The sequence below is a fragment of the Cryobacterium sp. Y11 genome, from assembly GCF_002929535.1.
Classification (GTDB): domain Bacteria; phylum Actinomycetota; class Actinomycetes; order Actinomycetales; family Microbacteriaceae; genus Cryobacterium.
The window spans coordinates 116,176-131,770 of the sequence record NZ_PJJO01000059.1; the positions used below are offsets into that span (position 1 = coordinate 116,176).

The following is a 15,595-nucleotide window of genomic DNA, read 5'->3' on the forward strand; positions in this document are numbered from 1 at the left end:
TCAACGTTTGTCGAGCGCGGCCGACACTCTTTCACCGGCTACTTGGAGCAGCTGGACGCAGATGATGACGATCACGATCGTCGAGTACATCAGGGGATAGTCATACTCCTGGTAGCCATAGCGCAACGCGAAGTCGCCGAGGCCGCCGCCCCCCACGATGCCGAGCACCGTTGAGTATGAGATGAGGCTGATTGCGGCGGAGGTGAGCACGTAAACCAGTCCGGGACGCGCCTCGACCAGGAGGAAATGGATGACGATCTGCGTAGCATCCGCCCCCATCGACCGCGCCGCGGAGATCACACCGGGCGATACCTCCAGGAGGGTCTGCTCGACGAGGCGGGCGTAGAGTGCGACGCCCACGAAGCACAGGGGGAATGTTGCGGCGCCGGTACCGAAGGTCGTACCGAAAAGAAGACGGGTAAAAGGGATGAGGAAGACGACGAAGAGTAGGAACGGGAATGAGCGCACGATCGTGACATAAAGATTCGCGACTCTCCACACGTGGCGGTTCTCTCGAACGCCGCCGGGGCGAGTGAGGTAGATGAGTACGCCGAGCGGGAGGCCCAGTAGAACGGCCGCCGCGAGGGAGAAGGCGAGCATGTAACCGGTCTCAGCCAAGGCGATACCGATCTTGTCGGCGTTTCCGGTGAGGGAATCGATCAGGCCGTTCATGCGCCGAGTACCCGTCGGGCGTGGTCGAGGTAGCTGACCTCGTCGTCGCGCTGACGTTCGGCGCGAATGATGGGGATAATGTCCCTGAGTACGCCGCGTTCGAGTACCGCGGCCCGGTCGCAGATCGCCGCTACTGCGTTAAGTTGGTGCGTGACGAGCACGATTGTCGTGCCGAATTCGTCGCGGGTGTGAGCGAGCAGCTTCAGGATGTCGGCCGCCGTTCTCGTGTCGAGGGCGCTCGTTGGCTCGTCACAGAGCAGGAGTCCCGGTCGTGTGACGAGGGCACGTGCGATCGCGACGCGCTGCTTTTGGCCGCCGGAGAGTTGGGCGGGGTAGTTGTTGGCGCGGTCGTGGAGGTCGACGTAGTCCAGTAGCTGGTTCACCAGATCGGTATCTTTGCGGCGCTGGAGCCTGAGTGGCAGTGCTATGTTCTGTCGCACGGTGCGGTTGGAGAGCAGGTTGAAATCCTGGAAGATCATTCCGATGCGGCGGCGCAATAGGCGTCTCTCGCGGGCACCAATCGACTGAGGATCCGTGTCTTCGATGAGCACGCGACCGGAGGTCGGATGATCGACAGCATCAAGCAGGCCGAGCAAGGTCGATTTTCCCGCGCCGGATTCGCCGATGACGCCGATGATCTCGCCGCGTGCGATCGTGAGATTGATGCCCTCAAGTGCGGTCGTAGCACCATAGCGTACGGTGACATCGTCAAGTACGGCAACCGGGCCTGCCTCCGGCATGCGTCGCCCCGCTTTCGCATTCGAATGATTTCTGGGCTGAATCCAAGTATACGGTCGCAGCGGGAGTGTCGAATTACTTCGTCGGCCTCACTGTCGTTCCGTTGAACGTGTCCGTGTCGCTGACCGCGATTCTGGATTCAGACGAGGCATCGGTCGAAGAAATATGGTGATCAGTGGTGCAGTTAATCCGCACCAAGATCAGTTGATAATGGTTTTGACAATCATTATCAACAGGGCTAATCTCAAAATATGCACAAGAGATATTTCGCCATTCCCGCACTCTTCGCGTCCGCAGCCCTTGCCCTCTCCGGGTGCTCGGCCGGCACAACCGCCAGCGCCGACAGCGGGGCAGACGACCTCAAGGTCGTCGCCACAATGACCCAGGTCGCCGATTTCACCCGCAACGTGATCGGTGACGCGAGCAATGTCACGCTCACGCAGCTGATCCAGCCCAACCAAAGCGCCCACAGCTACGACCCCTCGGCGTCCGATCTCACCACGCTCGGTGCGGCTGATGTGCTCGTGATCAACGGTGTCGGCCTCGAAGAATGGCTCGATGACGCCATCGCGGCGTCCGGCTTCGACGGTGTCACGATCGATGGGGATACTGGCATCACCATCGCCGAGATTGGGGCCGGCGAGGAGCACGCCGAAGACGAGCATGCCGAAGACGAGCATGCCGAAGACGAGCACGCCGAAGAAGAGGATGCCCACGCTCACGAAGGTGGCGACCCGCACATCTGGACCGACGTGCACAACGCCGAGACCATCGTGCAGACGATCACCGACGGCCTGGCGAACGCCGACAGCGACAACGCTGCCACCTTCGAAGCCAATGCTGCCGCGTACACGGCGCAGCTGACTGCGCTCGATGAGTGGATTCGCACCAATGTCGACACCGTGCCAGAGAGCGAACGTTTGCTCGTGAGCAACCATGATGCCCTCGGCTACTTCACCGCCGCCTACCACATCGACTATGTCGGCTCAGTCATTCCAAGCTTTGACGATAACGCGGAGCCGAGCGCTGCCGAAATTGACTCCCTCGTTGCCGCGATCACGGCCGTCGGTGTCAAAGCCGTCTTCTCCGAGGCATCGATCAGCGCCAAAACCGCCGAGACGATCGCTACCGAAGCTGGTGTCACGGTTTATTCCGGTGACGATGCCCTCTACGTTGACTCGCTCGGCCCTGCTGAAAGCGACGGCGACACCTACATCAAGGCACAGCTGCACAACACGACGCTCATGCTCGAATCGTGGGGCGTCACCCCGTCTACCCTGCCCGCCAACCTGCAATAGTTAACCAGTGATTGAGAACACTTCCGTTGAAACACCGTCAATGAACGTTGCCGCCGCTCTTCGAGTGGCGGCAGCGTCGTTCGCGTACGGCGCAGAACCGGCGCTCACCGGAATCGACTTCACGGTGTTTCCCGGCCAAGCCGTCGCACTGATCGGCCCGAATGGCTCCGGCAAGTCCACGCTACTCAAGGGCATTCTCGGGCTCAACACCCGCACGACTGGCACCATTGAGGTGCTTGGGGCGTGGCCGGCTCCGGCCGGCTACATCGGCTACGTTCCGCAAACTGACCAGCTCGACCCGAATTTCCCGATCTCTCTCGAACAGGTCGTCATGATGGGGCGCTACCGCTCGCTTGGCTGGTGGCGCATGCCAGCTCAGGCCGATCGCCTGGCGGTCGCCGAGGCGCTTGAGACCGTTGGCCTGAGCAGTCGGGCAAAAACTCGTTTTGGTGAGCTGTCGGGCGGGCAGCAGCAGCGCGGTTTGCTCGCGCGCGCCGTGGCATCCGCCCCGCGGTTGCTTCTACTCGACGAACCGTTCAATGGCCTCGACCAAGTGAACCGGGACGCCCTGATTGAAACCGTGAAGCGGCTCAAGCAGGAGGGCGTCGCTGTGCTCGTATCAACGCATGACCTCGATCTCGCTCGCGCCGTCTGTGAAAGTGTGCTGCTGCTCAACGGTGCCCAGGTGGCCTTCGGCCCCCGTGACGAGGTATTGACCCTTGCCAATGTGCAGCAAGCCTTTGGCTCGGTCGGTGTGGAAATGGACACGCACACCATCGTGGTGCCCGGCCACGGGGGTCACTGAGTGGATGCCTTGATCACCGCGTTCGAGCTGCCATTCATGGCCAGGGCGCTGCTCATACTCGTCGTGCTGAGCCTGGTCGCCGGGCTAGTGGGCGTGCTGGTAAACCTGCGCGGCCTCGAGTTCATCAGCGACGGACTCACCCACGCTGTCTTTCCCGGTATCGTGATCGGATTCGTTTGGGGCGGCCGAGACGGCCTGTTCGTAGGCGCGATGGTGGCTGCCCTTGCCGCCGCCGTGGTTCTGACCGTGATCGTCAGACGCGCCGTCACTTCGGACGCTGCGATCGCCATCGTGTTTACGGCGATGTTCAGCGTGGGAATCATCGTGGTTTCACGGGAAACAAACTTTGTCGGCCAGTTGGACTCCCTGCTCTTCGGGCGGCTGCTCACCGTCAGTGACGTCGAGGTCGATCAGGCCGTAGTGGTGTGCCTGATTGCGCTGGCTATCGTGGGTTTCACGATTAAGGAGCAGGTGTTTCGAGCCTTCGATCTTGAGGGGGCCCGGGCTGCCGGGTACCGGCCACTGGTACTGGACATTCTGCTCAACGTCGCCATCGCACTGGTGGTGGTGGCCGCGAGTAATGCGGTCGGTAACCTGCTGGTGCTCGCTGTGCTGATCGTGCCGGGCGCTGTAGCCCGACTGGTCACGAATCGTCTGTGGCTGCTCTTTCCGGTGGCCGCCGGCTTTGCGATTCTCGCCGCCTGGGTGGGACTCGCGCTCGGCTATGCAGCCTCGGTGAATGGCGGCGTCGACCTGCCGAGCGGGGCAACCGTCGTGCTCCTGCTCGTCGCTGGCTACGTGCTGGCCTTGGGTGCTCGGCTCGGAATCGACCGGCTCGGTGTTGGCCGGATAGGCGGCCCGCGTCGGTCGAGACTTCGCGCTGAGCAGGGGGCACTCTGATGGGATACTTCGAACAGGCCCTTCTGGCGGCGTTATTGATCGGGGCGCTCAGCGGCCTGGTTGGCACCCTCGTTGTGCTGCGCCAGCGCACCTTCTTTGCGCAGGCACTCACTCACGCGACCTTCCCTGGAGCGGTGGGCGCAGCGATTCTTGGTGTCAGTATTCCGCTCGGGGCCGCCGTGGCGAGCGTGTTCATCGTGGGCATCATGACCATGATTGGGCGCGTCAAACGACAGGGAAATCAGGTGGCATCTGGCATTTTGCTGACAGCAGGGTTCGCCATCGGTGTTCTGCTTCAGGCGCTGAACCCCTCTCTGCCGGTGAGAGTGGATTCCTATCTGGTCGGTTCCATTCTCACGGTGACTACCAAGGACGTGACGCTGGTGATCACCGTGCTGGCCTTCGCCGTGCTGGCGATCGTGTTTTTTGGCAGACAGATCATGTTCTCTACCTTTGACGTGAACGGATACCGCGCCGCCGGTTACCGAGAATGGCCAATCGAAATGCTGACCCTGGTGCTGATCACCGCGACGGTCGTTAGTGCCATCCCGGCGGTCGGCGCCATCCTCGCGATCGCTTTGATCGCCGCCCCCGCGGCGGCCGCCCGTCTCATATCGCGCACAACCGCGCAGATGTTTGTGATCGCCCCCGTGCTCGGGGCGGTTTCAGGCGTGAGTGGTGTGCTGCTCTCCCGCGCGCTCAACGTGGCCGCCGGCCCGACCATCGCGCTGGTGGCGGCTGCGTTCTTTGTGGTTGCCCTCGTCGCCCGGCGAGTGCGGGGTGCCGTGCGAGCGCCCCGCCAAGGAGAAGCTCGCCGCACCGCGCGAACATCACTACGGTTGAAGACATGAAGCGAAACACCTGGCAGCGCGAGGCCGTGCGCGGCGCCCTCGACGGCAACGACGGATTCGTCAGCGCGCAGGGGCTGCACTCGGCACTGCACGCGGCCGGATCCCCGATCGGTCTCGCGACGGTCTACCGCGCCCTGGCCGACCTCGCTGTCACGGGCGAGGCAGACTCACTCCAATCGCCAGAGGGCGAAAGCCTGTATCGCGCCTGCAGTACCGATGAGCACCACCATCACCTGATCTGCCGCAACTGTGGCTTGACCGTCGAGATCGAAGCGGATGCCGTCGAAACGTGGGCGAAAGATGTCGCCGCCCAAAACGGCTTCACCGGAGCTGCCCACGTCGTGGACGTCTTCGGCCTCTGCGCCGAGTGCACGGCCAAGTTCGCCGCATCCGCTTAACAACTTTCGGGTGGATTTGCTCTAGGCGGGGAAGATCTAGTAGCGTGAATAGCTGCTACGCCTGTGTGCGTACATTGCGGGTGCACTCCCCAGCTTTGGCTGATGTGGGTTGCGCCCGTCGACAAGGGATCTTGGGAAGGGCATTCGCCCTTCGGTAATGGAGGAAACCATGGCATCTGTATGCCAGGTGACCGGAGCTGTTCCCGGCTTCGGACACAACATTTCACACTCGCACCGACGCACCAAGCGTCGTTTCGACCCGAACGTTCAGAAGAAGACGTACTACGTGCCGTCGCTTCGTCGCAAGGTCACACTGACCCTGTCCGCAAAGGGCATCAAGGTTATTGATGCTCGTGGTATCGAGAGTGTCGTCAAAGACGTTCTCGCTCGTGGGGTGAAGATCTAATGGCTAAGGCTCATGACGTACGTCCGATCATCAAGCTTCGTTCCACGGCTGGAACCGGTTACACCTATGTGACCAAGAAGAACCGCCGTAACGACCCCGACCGTCTGGTACTCAAGAAGTACGACCCGGTCATCCGTAAGCACGTTGACTTTCGTGAGGAGCGCTAAACATGGCGAAGAAGAGCATGATTGCCAAGAACAACCAGCGCAAGGTCATCGTCGAGCGCTACGCCGTCAAGCGCCTGGAGCTCAAGAAGGCTCTGGTTGACCCTGCTGGCACCGACGAGTCGCGTGAAGCCGCTCGCAAGGGCCTGCAGAAGCTGCCGCGCAACGCGAGCCCGGTGCGCCTGCGCAACCGTGACGCCGTTGACGGTCGTCCCCGTGGCCACCTCTCCAAGTTCGGCATCTCGCGTGTTCGTTTTCGCGACATGGCGCACCGCGGTGAGCTGCCCGGCATCACTAAGTCCAGCTGGTAACTCCTTCTGGCAGCCGCTGAAGCTTGTCTTCGGTGGCCTCTGAATCATCCAAATGGGATGTCGGCTTCGGCTGACATCCCATTGTGGTTTAACCTGCCTTGTCCCCTGGTCGGTCTGCTGCTTGGCCCTCGGCGGTTTCGCGGAGAGCGAAAATCGGGTGCTCCAGAGGGAGAAACTACCCGAAATGGCCCAAAAACGCCGTAAATCCGGGGATTTTGGCGGATCAATGCTAGATTTCAACTCGGTCGATCCGACCAGCGGGGCTTCTCTTCGAGGAGCATCCGTATTACGAATATCGCTGTTTTTACAGACGAAGGTCCGAGGAGGACACTCAATGGCTGACAAGTCGCTGAACAAGACCGAGCTCGTTGCCAAGGTTGCCGCTGACTCCGGACAGAGCCAGGCCGCCGTTGACGGCGTTCTGAACGCATTCTTTGCAACCCTGGCCGAGACCGTTGCCGCCGATGGCAAGGTCACCATCCCCGGGTGGTTGGGCGTCGAGCGCACCGCAACCGCTGCTCGCACCGGCCGCAACCCGCAGACCGGCGAAGAAATCGCCATCGCTGCCGGCCACCGCGTCAAGCTGACCGCCGGAAGCAAGCTCAAGGCTGCCGCTAAGTAGCTTTAGCAGTAAAAAAGGGGCGTCGACCACGGTCGGTGCCCCTTGTGCGTCCCCTCTGGGCATCCGTTCGCCGAGCCGTGAGTCGCGGTGTGAAACCTCGTAAACGGGCCACGACTCACGGGTCGACCTCGGTTCGGACCTTCGGCGCGACGGATGCCCAGAGTTGGGCGAATAAACTGGGCTGGTGCCCCGTCTCGTTCGCGTTCTTGGACCGGCAGCTCTGCTGCTGGTCGCTGTGCTGTCCATCCTTGTTGCCCTGGCCTATGGCGGCGGTGCTTCGGCGCAGTTGCTCGCCGACCCGGGGCCGGTTGTGCGGTGGGGGCTCCCGATCGCCAAGCTCGTGGTCAACATTGCGGCGGCGGGCACCATCGGCGCCCTCGTGCTCACTTTGTTCGCGCTCAGCCCCCAGGAACGCGAGTTCAACACTGCCTTGGACTTCGCCGCGGCATCGGCGGCACTGTTCGCCGTCGCATCCGCTGTTACTGGTTTTCTGACCTTTCTGCAGGTCACCAATGTGCCATTCGGCGTCAGCGACCAGTTCAGTGCCACACTCGGCCAGTTCTTCAGTCAGATCGAAATCGGGCAGGCCTGGCTTGCGACGACGCTGATCGCCGCCGGTGTCACCGTGCTGTGCTTCGCCGTGCGCAACCACACTGCGCTGATCTTCGTCACGGTGCTGGCCCTGTCCGCGCTGCTTCCGATGGCCCAGCAGGGCCACTCGGCCGGCGCATCTGGGCATAACGCCGCGATCACGGCGCTTGGCCTGCACCTGGTCTTCGCGGCCATCTGGCTGGGCGGCCTGCTGACCATCATCGTGCTCCGCACCCACCTCGACGGCGAACGCATCCGTCGGGTGATTGGTCGCTATTCTTCACTTGCGCTGGTTTCGTTCATCGTCGTGGCCGCCTCCGGCTATGTCAGCGCCGAACTGCGCATCGGTAGCTGGGACAACCTAGTCAGTCCCTACGGCCTCCTCGTGCTGGTCAAGGTCACAGCCCTCGTCGCCCTCGGCGGTTTCGGCATTCTGCAGCGCCAATTCTTCATCAAGCGGATGCAGCGGAGCGGGCCGGCGCGCGGCCGCTGGTTCTGGTGGCTCGTCGTGACCGAGCTCGGCTTCATGGGTCTGGCCTCTGGGGTGGCCGCAGCGCTCGCCCGCACGGCGACCCCCATCGTTCAGGTGGTCACGACCGAGATTCCGCAATCCACGCCCGCGCAGATTCTCACCGGCGAACTGCTGCCGCCCGAGCTGACCTTCTCGCGCTACTTCACCGAGTGGAACTTTGACCTCGCCTGGATTTTGTTTTGCGCCTTCGGCATCTTCTTCTACCTGGCCGGTGTCTGGCGGCTGCACCGTCGCGGCGACGCCTGGCCGATCTACCGGAGCGTGCTGTGGATCTTCGGCATGATCACCCTGTTCTACATCACCAACGGTGGCGTGAGCGTGTACGAGCAGTACCTGTTCTCCACCCATATGCTCGTGCACATGGTGCTGACCATGCTGGTGCCCCTGATGCTCGTGCCGGGCGCCCCGGTAACGCTGGCCGCCCGTGCCATTGCCAAGCGTCAAGACGGCAGCCGCGGAGCGCGCGAGTGGATCCTCACCGCGGTGCACTCGCGCTTCGCTGGCATCGTCGCCAACCCCATCGTTGCCGCCATATTGTTCGGTGTGTCACTGTGGATTTTCTACTACACCTCCATCTTCAGCTGGGCGACGACCGACCACATTGGCCATCAGTGGATGATCGTTCACTTTCTACTTACCGGCTATCTGTTCGTACAGTCCCTGATCGGCATCGACCCGGTGCCGTTCCGGCTGCCGTACGCATTCCGCCTGCTGCTGCTGCTGGTGACGATGGCGTTCCACGCGTTCTTTGGCCTCGCCTTGATGAGCGGTACCGGGCTTCTGCTGGCCGACTGGTACGGCGCGATGGGCCGCACCTGGGGCCTCTCTCCCCTCGCCGACCAGCAGATGGGCGGCGGCGTCGCTTGGGGAATCGGCGAGCTGCCCACCTTCGTGCTGGCCGTCGTCGTGGCGGTGCAATGGAGCCGTGACGACACCAAGGTGACGAAGAGGCTCGATCGCAAGGCCGACCGCAATGAGGATGCCGAGCTGATCGCGTACAACGCGAACCTGGCCAGGATCACCCAGCACGACGCCGAGAGCCCGCGAGGCTAATGCAGCTGGATGGCCAGGGCGCCGCTCGGCTGCACGGTGACACTGAGTCCCATGGTGAACGGCACGTCTTCGTCGCGGGTGTTGATATCGCCGTCGAAGAGCGACTGCACCTCCACCACGATGTGGGCTTGGCCGGCCGTCGCCACCATCTCAAATGAACGCTCGCCGGCGGTGAGTTCAACCACGGGATAGCCGGTGATCGACCACGCCGGCAGCCCCTCGATGCGGTCATCAATGGTGATTCCCCACGGGCAGCTGGTCGGTTGCAGCACGGTTTGGATGGCGCACTCATCGAGGAACTTGTTCAGCTCCGACTGCACCTGCGCAATCATCACGTCATTGGGCAGGGCGTCGATCTCGACGGCGGTGAGTCCGGAGGTAGTCACTGTGACGCTCGTCTTCTTCGCACTGAGCATGGTGGACGAGTGCTCAAACGTGTAACGGTTCGGGGCGAAGGCGAGATATGCGGCGGATGTCGAGAACGTGGCTGGAGCATCCGTTACAGCGTGCGCGCGGGTATCAAGCGTGAGGCCGTTGACCGTGAATGTTCGCTCGTGCAACACGGATACCTGCAGCACGGCGAGCGGGCTGACGGCGAAGCTCCAGGCATCGAACACGCCGCCGAAGGTGCCGGCCCGTTCTACCGTGAGAGCCATGCTCGAGGCTGTACCGTTCAGATCAAAGTCGAACACGACCGTGTGCGTCGTTCCATCGCCGGTCGGTGTGTCACTCGTGAGCTCGATCCCGCTCAGACCGTCGAGAACGGATGCCCGCAGCAGCGTCTTTGGCAGTTCTCCCGTCGTCGCCTGCTCCAGGTTTAGCGCAGCCAGCTCGGCCGTGGTCGGCATGACGCCGCCGAGCGCCAGGGCGCCGACGGTGTCGCCCCTGGCCAAGGCGTCGAGGTACTGCCGGGCAAAGCCGCCGGCGCTATAGACGGTGCTATTGAGGGCACCGATCGTCGCCACGAGCACGGCGGCCAGGAGCGCAACGACGACGAAAATGGCGATAACGGCCCGGAGCATTCTGCCGCGGCGCCCGCTCGCTCGCTTCGCTTCGGCCGGGATGGTCATTTCAATAGTGTACGGGGGTGGGTTGAGGAGGGCGCCAATGCCCTCGTCTCGCGCTCGGGCAGTTACAGTGGAATGTCCCCGTTGAGCCCTGTGCAGCATTCGCCTGCCAAAGAAAGTATGCCGTGTCCGAGATTCCGCTCAGCCGTGAACAGGCCTTGGTCTTCGCGGCAATCGAGGGCACCAAGCAGAACGTGTTCGTCACCGGTCGGGCCGGAACGGGTAAATCCACACTGCTGAACCACTTGTCGTGGAACACCAGCAAACAGATCGTGATCGCGGCACCCACCGGCGTTGCGGCCCTCAACGTCGGTGGCCAGACCATTCATTCGCTCTTTCGCCTGCCGATCGGGGTCATCGCCGACAGCCCGATCGACCAGAACGACCAGGTTCGCAAGCTCCTCAACACCATCGACACCCTCGTCATCGACGAGGTCTCTATGGTTAACGCCGACCTGATGGACGCGATCGATCGCAGTCTGCGCCAGGCTAGGCAGAAGCCGTTCGACGTGTTCGGCGGGGTGCAGATCGTACTGTTCGGCGACCCGTACCAGCTCGCCCCTGTACCGGGTGGCCCCGATGAGCGCGCCTACTTCGCCGATCATTACCGGTCCATGTGGTTCTTCGATGCCAAGGTCTGGCGTGACGCCGAGCTGCGCATCTTCGAGCTCACCGAAATTCACCGCCAGCGCGACAATGACTTCAAGCTCATGCTCAACGCCGTGCGCCACGGGCAGGTCACCGCCGAAATCGGTGGTGCGCTGAACGGTGCGGGGGCTCGAACTCCGCCGAGTGAAGGCGTGATCACCCTCGCGACGCGCAATGACGCTGTCAACCGCATCAACGCATCCGCATTAAAGAAGCTGTCGGGCAAATCGCTCACCGCGAAGGCCGACATCACCGGAGATTTCGGCGGCAAGCAATTTCCAGCCGACGAGGTACTCGAGCTCAAGGTGGGAGCGCAGGTGATGTTTTTGCGCAACGATTCCCCGCTCGATGGTGGACCGCGCTGGGTGAACGGCAGCATCGGCACGGTAACCAAGGTCACCTCGACGGTGTTCGTGAACATCGACGGTGATGTGCATGAGGTTGAGCCGACGGTGTGGGAGAAGTACAAGTACACCTACAACGCCGCGACCAAGAAGCTGAGCCGGGATGTCGTGGCGGAATTCACGCAGTTTCCGCTGCGGCTGGCGTGGGCGGTCACCATTCACAAGTCACAGGGTGCCACCTACGAGCGGGCCATCGTCGACCTCGGTGCACGGGTATTCAGCCCCGGCCAGACCTACGTGGCGCTGAGCCGGCTGACCAGCCTGGACGGGCTGTACCTGACCCGCCCGCTGCGGCCGAGTGACATCATCGTCGACGAGAACGTCAAACGGTTCATGAACATTGAGATCGTTCCGCCGGTGGCTGACCTGGCCGGGCTTGACACGTCGGGCCACGAGTCAACCGGCCCCGCAACCGGGCTGCCCGCCTGACCCGTGGTGTCGTGTGTTTTTGAGCTCCGCGAGGGACTCTAGTGTGCGTCGTGGCCGCCCGAGTTGGGGACGGTCGGTTCGGTCACTTTGTGCGAGCCGTGGGGCACGGCATGGGAGCCGACCTCCGTGGCGGCGAGGGCCGGGGTGGTGAGCGCCGAGATGAGAAAGCCTCCGACAATGAGGCCGGTGAGAAAACGCCAGCCGCTGGGTGTGGCAGCGCCGACTGCGGAAGTGCCGACTACGGAAGTGCCAAGGGTCGCGGGTGTGGGAAGCCCGGGCGGTGAGTGGCGCAGTGCGATGGCCACAGTGGCGGCCAAGAATATGTTGAACAGTGAAGCCACGGCCATCGGGTAGAGCAACAGACCGGTTTGGCTGCTGGTCACCCCGAGACCGCTGCCGAGGACGACGGTGGTACCCCACATGAAGACCGGGATGAGCGCCGCTCCGACGATGACCCGGGGCACGAGCACCCGGCCAGCGGCGAGGGTGGCGATTCCCCAACCGAGTTCGGCAACGCCGAACCCGAGCAGGAGAACCGACAAGGTAAGCGGAGCGGTCACACCCACGGCCAAATGGATCAGGGCGGCGCCGAGAGCAGCGAAACCGAGCCAGGTGCGAACGACCGGGGACATGATGCTCCTGCTATCTTGATGCGCGAAGGGATGGAGGGCGGTGCGTTGTGGTGGGTTAGACGCTGGTCGTACTGCGAACCGTTTTATCAGCGGTGAGACCGACACCGAGGAGCACGATCGCACTGGCGAGGTGCAGGAAGTGGTCGGCGGTGTTGAGCGCCAGGATGTTCAGCGAGGTGCTCGCAATGAAGAATCCGACGATGCCGAGGAGCAGATAGACGGCACCAATCGTGGTGTTGGTGGCCTTGGCCGCCATGACGTTGGAGAGGCCGGCGATGAGCAGCGCGGCGCCGATCAAGAGGTGCGCGATGTTGTGTAGCGGGTTGACCTCAAAGATGCCGAGGAGCAATCCGCCCTCGGTGGCAATAAAGCCGACACTGCCGGTGACGGCAAAGCCGAGTAGGCCGACGAGAACGTAGACCGCGCCGAAGACGGTGGCGATTAGGCGATTGGGTGATGTGCGCATTTCAGGTGCCTCCTATGTGATTCACGGCTAAGCGTGGTTGCTATGTGTTCGGAGCTCCATCTGCTTCGGATTGGTACTAATTGTGGCCCTGATCTCCCCGTTTGGGGGAAGCGGACATGGTGAGATAAAGAAAACAGCGCGTCACCCAAAAAAATTGGGTGACGCGCGGGCCGCGACTCGTGTTGAGACGGATCAGGCCTTGCGGCGGTTCGTGATCGCGCCGTAGATGAGCAGCACAATCAGCGAACCAACGATGGCCAGGGCCCACGTGGTCAGTGAGAAGAATTCGCCGAGGTTGACATTGAACAGCAGCCCGCCGAGCCACCCGCCGAGGAAGGCGCCGATGACTCCAAGCAGCAGGGTGATAAACCAACCACCACCCTGGCGGCCGGGGAGGATCGCCTTCGCGATGGCACCGGCGATAAGACCGAGCAGGAGGAATCCGAAGAAACTCATGAGATTACCTTTCCGTTTGTTGAGGTGCGGTCTGCACGCATGCCGTGCGAGTGAATTTACCCGCGGGCATCCGGGGCGTCAATGGCGTTGGCAGGCAGTCGCAATCAGCGGATGTTTAGTCCAGCCAGTAGTTGTCATCCAGGTACTGGGTGCTGGTTACCGTCGTGTCGTCGCCCAGATCGGGGAGGTCGATCGCGTTGATCGTTTCGATCTTGACCGTGGAGTGCGCGGTGATCAGCATTGAGACGTGCGACCGCATAGAACTGACCACGTCGACAAAGCCGCCCCCACTGTGCACGGCGGCGGAGAGCGCCGTCTTCAGGTCGGCAATGTTGTACTCCGTAGACAGGTAAAACCAGTCGTCATTGATCGTCAACCTGTAGCTCTGCATTGCATGGTCCATTTCATTGAGACAAGGGCGTAATCGCGCCGCCGGGTAGAGACTGCGGGTGGCTGTGATGCCATCGAACGAGTGCGCGTCGCTGGACCGGAGCGCGACATTCAATATACGGGATTTATCTCAAACAGTAAACTATTTAAAAATAAAGAAACTTACAAATTGATCTAGCCGCTACACTGACAAAACAGGATGCCCTAACGGGCGATTGTGCGCGCCTGAAGTTGGGCGAAACGGACAGGCCAGAGGTCAGGAGAACGAATGTACGGTCGGGACAGTTCCGGACGCACCCCAGACGCCTTGTCGGCATCCGCTTTAGCTTTTCTGCGCGCCCTGGATCGCAATCGAAACCGGGTCGCGACCGAGAGCGGCCTGACTGGTAGTGAGCTGCGGGCCGTGGCTCGGGTGGCCGAAGCGGGAAGTATCACCCCGAAATTGCTCGCGCTATCGATGGAAATGACCACCGGGGCCGTCACTGCCATCTCGAATCGCCTCGTGGCCTTGCAGCTGCTAACGCGCGAGGCTCACCCGCACGATCGGCGCAGCCTGCTGTTGACTTTGACGCCCACCGCAGTGCAGCTCACGCAGAGAATTTACGACGACTTTGAGGCGCTCATGGCCCACTCCATGCGCGATGTGAGTCCGGCGGATCAGGCGCGGCTGGGCGCCATGCTGGCCGCAATAGCGCAGACCGTGGATGCGGACGCCGATCTGAGCCTGGTCGTTTAGGCCACAGTCACGAGTGGCGGATAGCGTGCCCCTGCAGGATGGCGCGGTAGCCCTCCCGATAGGTCGGGTACGTGAAAGTGAAGCCGGTAGTCCGCAGTAGCTGGTTGCTCAGGAGCTTGTCGCCACCGCGCTGGCTTTCCCGGGTGGCTGATTCTCGGGCCGGCTTCTCCTTCAGGGTCGGTACTGCCAGGGTCGGTGCTGGCAGGCCGAGCTCGGCGGCCAGAAAGGTCAGCACCTCATTGCCGGTCGCCGGGGCGTTGTCCACGCCGAGATAGAGTGTCGCCGGCTGCTCGGAGCGCAGCAGCAGGTGCACGATCGCGGCGGCTGCGTCGTCCCGATGGATGCGGTTGGTGTGACGGGACTGGGCGGAGAGCTCGGCACCGGCTCGTACCTGCCTGATCAGGCGTTCACGGCCGGGGCCGTAGACGCCGGCCAGACGCAGAACGGTGGCGGCAGGGAGGCGCGAGTGGAGCATCCGTTCGGCATCGAGCACGATTGAATCGGTGCCTGGCCGAGGATTTGCCGGGGTGTGCTCGTCGACCCGGCTGCCATCGTTGACGTCGTAGACGGCCGTCGACGACACCAGCAGCACGCGGCGCGGCGTGACCTGAGCCTCATCGAGGGCGTCGAGCAGGTTGCGCAGGCCGTCGAGGTAGGCGGCGCGATACGCCGCGACCGTTGGGCTGTCGGCCGAAATGGCCACGACCACGAACTCGGTGTCCGGCGGAATGACCGGTTTCGTGAGGCTCAAATCGATCGATTGGCCGGTGATTTCTGCGGGGAGCACACTGGCGTTTCGGCGCAGGCCGACCACTCGGTGGCCCAGCCGGGCGAATCGCAGGCCAACCTCGGTGCCGAGGTCGCCGCATCCGGCAATTAGTACGGTCATCTGTCTCCTCTGCTGGCGCGGGCGTCTGTCGGACCCAAACCTCAATCTAGCTTCACGTTTGCCTTTGAGGTGACGCGTGTGCTGTGAACGTCAATTTTGAGATCGACGCGCGGAAAAATGTGGCCGGTACCATGAAG

The 15,595-nt window shown here is 62.5% G+C and carries 20 protein-coding genes; 12 read left to right on the forward strand and 8 right to left on the reverse strand.

Annotated elements, in window-relative coordinates; all coding sequences use genetic code 11:
• Together CXY75_RS14005 and CXY75_RS14010 are read right to left on the reverse strand one after the other, a co-directional pair.
• The gene (locus CXY75_RS14005; protein ID WP_104083429.1) at positions 1 to 672 is read right to left on the reverse strand and encodes a methionine ABC transporter permease; all 672 of its coding nucleotides are present in this window, start codon (positions 670 to 672) and stop codon (positions 1 to 3) included.
• Complete coding sequence (locus CXY75_RS14010) at positions 669 to 1,412, reverse strand: ATP-binding cassette domain-containing protein (protein WP_104083430.1); 744 nt, start codon at positions 1,410 to 1,412, stop codon at positions 669 to 671. Before CXY75_RS14010 ends, CXY75_RS14005 begins: the two co-directional genes overlap by 4 nt.
• 249 nt (positions 1,413 to 1,661) lie before the next feature.
• On the opposite strand from CXY75_RS14010, the gene CXY75_RS14015 reads away from it, so the two are divergent.
• The 10 genes from CXY75_RS14015 (at position 1,662) to CXY75_RS14060 (ending at position 9,341) form a co-directional block, all read left to right on the forward strand.
• Positions 1,662 to 2,708, forward strand: coding sequence for a metal ABC transporter substrate-binding protein (locus tag CXY75_RS14015; RefSeq protein ID WP_104083431.1), 1,047 nt, complete (start codon positions 1,662 to 1,664; stop codon positions 2,706 to 2,708).
• A gap of 7 nt (positions 2,709 to 2,715) precedes the next feature.
• On the forward strand, positions 2,716 to 3,513 hold the full coding sequence (locus CXY75_RS14020; RefSeq protein ID WP_233201920.1) for a metal ABC transporter ATP-binding protein: 798 nt from the start codon (positions 2,716 to 2,718) through the stop codon (positions 3,511 to 3,513).
• The gene (locus tag CXY75_RS14025; protein ID WP_233201921.1) at positions 3,514 to 4,413 is read left to right on the forward strand and encodes a metal ABC transporter permease; all 900 of its coding nucleotides are present in this window, start codon (positions 3,514 to 3,516) and stop codon (positions 4,411 to 4,413) included.
• The gene (locus tag CXY75_RS14030) at positions 4,413 to 5,264 is read left to right on the forward strand and encodes a metal ABC transporter permease (protein WP_104083433.1); all 852 of its coding nucleotides are present in this window, start codon (positions 4,413 to 4,415) and stop codon (positions 5,262 to 5,264) included. Before CXY75_RS14025 ends, CXY75_RS14030 begins: the two co-directional genes overlap by 1 nt.
• Positions 5,261 to 5,662, forward strand: a complete 402-nt coding sequence (locus tag CXY75_RS14035; protein ID WP_104083434.1) for a Fur family transcriptional regulator — start codon at positions 5,261 to 5,263, stop codon at positions 5,660 to 5,662. The genes CXY75_RS14030 and CXY75_RS14035 overlap by 4 nt, the downstream gene beginning before the upstream one ends.
• Before the next feature lie 169 nt (positions 5,663 to 5,831).
• Positions 5,832 to 6,068: a 50S ribosomal protein L28 gene (gene rpmB / locus CXY75_RS14040; protein WP_035835252.1), complete on the forward strand. Its 237-nt coding sequence runs from the start codon at positions 5,832 to 5,834 to the stop codon at positions 6,066 to 6,068.
• Positions 6,068 to 6,235 (forward strand): 50S ribosomal protein L33, encoded by a 168-nt coding sequence (gene rpmG, locus CXY75_RS14045; RefSeq protein ID WP_035880539.1) that lies wholly within the window; start codon positions 6,068 to 6,070, stop codon positions 6,233 to 6,235. Before rpmB ends, rpmG begins: the two co-directional genes overlap by 1 nt.
• Before the next feature lie 2 nt (positions 6,236 to 6,237).
• Positions 6,238 to 6,543, forward strand: a complete 306-nt coding sequence (gene rpsN, locus CXY75_RS14050; protein ID WP_092110538.1) for a 30S ribosomal protein S14 — start codon at positions 6,238 to 6,240, stop codon at positions 6,541 to 6,543.
• Positions 6,544 to 6,877: 334 nt separating this feature from the next.
• Positions 6,878 to 7,165, forward strand: a complete 288-nt coding sequence (locus CXY75_RS14055) for an HU family DNA-binding protein (protein ID WP_035835256.1) — start codon at positions 6,878 to 6,880, stop codon at positions 7,163 to 7,165.
• A 184-nt stretch (positions 7,166 to 7,349) separates the two neighbouring features.
• On the forward strand, positions 7,350 to 9,341 hold the full coding sequence (locus tag CXY75_RS14060) for a cytochrome c oxidase assembly protein (protein WP_104083435.1): 1,992 nt from the start codon (positions 7,350 to 7,352) through the stop codon (positions 9,339 to 9,341).
• On the opposite strand, the gene CXY75_RS14065 is transcribed toward CXY75_RS14060, so the two are convergent.
• Positions 9,338 to 10,411 carry a hypothetical protein gene (locus CXY75_RS14065; protein WP_104083436.1) on the reverse strand — a complete coding sequence of 358 codons (1,074 nt, stop codon included), beginning with the start codon at positions 10,409 to 10,411 and terminating at the stop codon, positions 9,338 to 9,340. The two genes, CXY75_RS14060 and CXY75_RS14065, sit on opposite strands and share 4 nt — an antisense overlap.
• Positions 10,412 to 10,533: 122 nt before the next feature.
• Between CXY75_RS14065 and CXY75_RS14070 the strand changes: the two genes are divergently transcribed.
• Positions 10,534 to 11,889 (forward strand): ATP-dependent RecD-like DNA helicase, encoded by a 1,356-nt coding sequence (locus CXY75_RS14070; RefSeq protein WP_104083437.1) that lies wholly within the window; start codon positions 10,534 to 10,536, stop codon positions 11,887 to 11,889.
• Between the two features lie 38 nt (positions 11,890 to 11,927).
• Here CXY75_RS14070 and CXY75_RS14075 read toward each other — a convergent pair whose 3' ends face one another.
• The 4 genes from CXY75_RS14075 to CXY75_RS14090 all read right to left on the reverse strand — a co-directional run bounded on the left by CXY75_RS14075 (position 11,928) and on the right by CXY75_RS14090 (position 13,834).
• The gene (locus CXY75_RS14075; RefSeq protein ID WP_104083438.1) at positions 11,928 to 12,521 is read right to left on the reverse strand and encodes a hypothetical protein; all 594 of its coding nucleotides are present in this window, start codon (positions 12,519 to 12,521) and stop codon (positions 11,928 to 11,930) included.
• A 55-nt stretch (positions 12,522 to 12,576) separates the two neighbouring features.
• Positions 12,577 to 12,987, reverse strand: coding sequence for a DUF4383 domain-containing protein (locus CXY75_RS14080; protein WP_104083439.1), 411 nt, complete (start codon positions 12,985 to 12,987; stop codon positions 12,577 to 12,579).
• A gap of 192 nt (positions 12,988 to 13,179) precedes the next feature.
• A complete protein-coding gene (locus CXY75_RS14085; RefSeq protein ID WP_104083440.1) occupies positions 13,180 to 13,443 on the reverse strand; it encodes a GlsB/YeaQ/YmgE family stress response membrane protein in 264 nt (87 codons plus the stop codon).
• A gap of 115 nt (positions 13,444 to 13,558) precedes the next feature.
• On the reverse strand, positions 13,559 to 13,834 hold the full coding sequence (locus CXY75_RS14090) for a hypothetical protein (RefSeq protein ID WP_104083441.1): 276 nt from the start codon (positions 13,832 to 13,834) through the stop codon (positions 13,559 to 13,561).
• A 267-nt stretch (positions 13,835 to 14,101) separates the two neighbouring features.
• Here CXY75_RS14090 and CXY75_RS14095 point away from each other — a divergent pair, with 267 nt between their 5' ends.
• Entirely contained in the window at positions 14,102 to 14,569 is a 468-nt protein-coding gene (locus CXY75_RS14095) for a MarR family winged helix-turn-helix transcriptional regulator (RefSeq protein WP_104083442.1), read from the forward strand.
• Positions 14,570 to 14,576: 7 nt separating this feature from the next.
• On the opposite strand, the gene CXY75_RS14100 is transcribed toward CXY75_RS14095, so the two are convergent.
• Positions 14,577 to 15,458 (reverse strand): NAD-dependent epimerase/dehydratase family protein, encoded by an 882-nt coding sequence (locus tag CXY75_RS14100; RefSeq protein WP_104083443.1) that lies wholly within the window; start codon positions 15,456 to 15,458, stop codon positions 14,577 to 14,579.
• Positions 15,459 to 15,595 lie beyond the last annotated feature (137 nt).

What these genes read in the sequence shown, in the direction of transcription:
- CXY75_RS14005 (WP_104083429.1), bottom strand. Translation starts at nt 672, where the DNA reads ATGAACGGCCTGATCGATTCCCTCACCGGAAACGCCGACAAGATCGGT.
- CXY75_RS14010 (WP_104083430.1), bottom strand. Translation starts at nt 1,412, where the DNA reads ATGCCGGAGGCAGGCCCGGTTGCCGTACTTGACGATGTCACCGTACGC.
- CXY75_RS14015 (WP_104083431.1), top strand. Translation starts at nt 1,662, where the DNA reads ATGCACAAGAGATATTTCGCCATTCCCGCACTCTTCGCGTCCGCAGCC.
- CXY75_RS14030 (WP_104083433.1), top strand. Translation starts at nt 4,413, where the DNA reads ATGGGATACTTCGAACAGGCCCTTCTGGCGGCGTTATTGATCGGGGCG.
- CXY75_RS14035 (WP_104083434.1), top strand. Translation starts at nt 5,261, where the DNA reads ATGAAGCGAAACACCTGGCAGCGCGAGGCCGTGCGCGGCGCCCTCGAC.
- rpmB (WP_035835252.1), top strand. Translation starts at nt 5,832, where the DNA reads ATGGCATCTGTATGCCAGGTGACCGGAGCTGTTCCCGGCTTCGGACAC.
- rpmG (WP_035880539.1), top strand. Translation starts at nt 6,068, where the DNA reads ATGGCTAAGGCTCATGACGTACGTCCGATCATCAAGCTTCGTTCCACG.
- rpsN (WP_092110538.1), top strand. Translation starts at nt 6,238, where the DNA reads ATGGCGAAGAAGAGCATGATTGCCAAGAACAACCAGCGCAAGGTCATC.
- CXY75_RS14055 (WP_035835256.1), top strand. Translation starts at nt 6,878, where the DNA reads ATGGCTGACAAGTCGCTGAACAAGACCGAGCTCGTTGCCAAGGTTGCC.
- CXY75_RS14065 (WP_104083436.1), bottom strand. Translation starts at nt 10,411, where the DNA reads ATGACCATCCCGGCCGAAGCGAAGCGAGCGAGCGGGCGCCGCGGCAGA.
- CXY75_RS14075 (WP_104083438.1), bottom strand. Translation starts at nt 12,521, where the DNA reads ATGTCCCCGGTCGTTCGCACCTGGCTCGGTTTCGCTGCTCTCGGCGCC.
- CXY75_RS14080 (WP_104083439.1), bottom strand. Translation starts at nt 12,987, where the DNA reads ATGCGCACATCACCCAATCGCCTAATCGCCACCGTCTTCGGCGCGGTC.
- CXY75_RS14085 (WP_104083440.1), bottom strand. Translation starts at nt 13,443, where the DNA reads ATGAGTTTCTTCGGATTCCTCCTGCTCGGTCTTATCGCCGGTGCCATC.
- CXY75_RS14090 (WP_104083441.1), bottom strand. Translation starts at nt 13,834, where the DNA reads ATGCAGAGCTACAGGTTGACGATCAATGACGACTGGTTTTACCTGTCT.
- CXY75_RS14095 (WP_104083442.1), top strand. Translation starts at nt 14,102, where the DNA reads ATGTACGGTCGGGACAGTTCCGGACGCACCCCAGACGCCTTGTCGGCA.
- CXY75_RS14100 (WP_104083443.1), bottom strand. Translation starts at nt 15,458, where the DNA reads ATGACCGTACTAATTGCCGGATGCGGCGACCTCGGCACCGAGGTTGGC.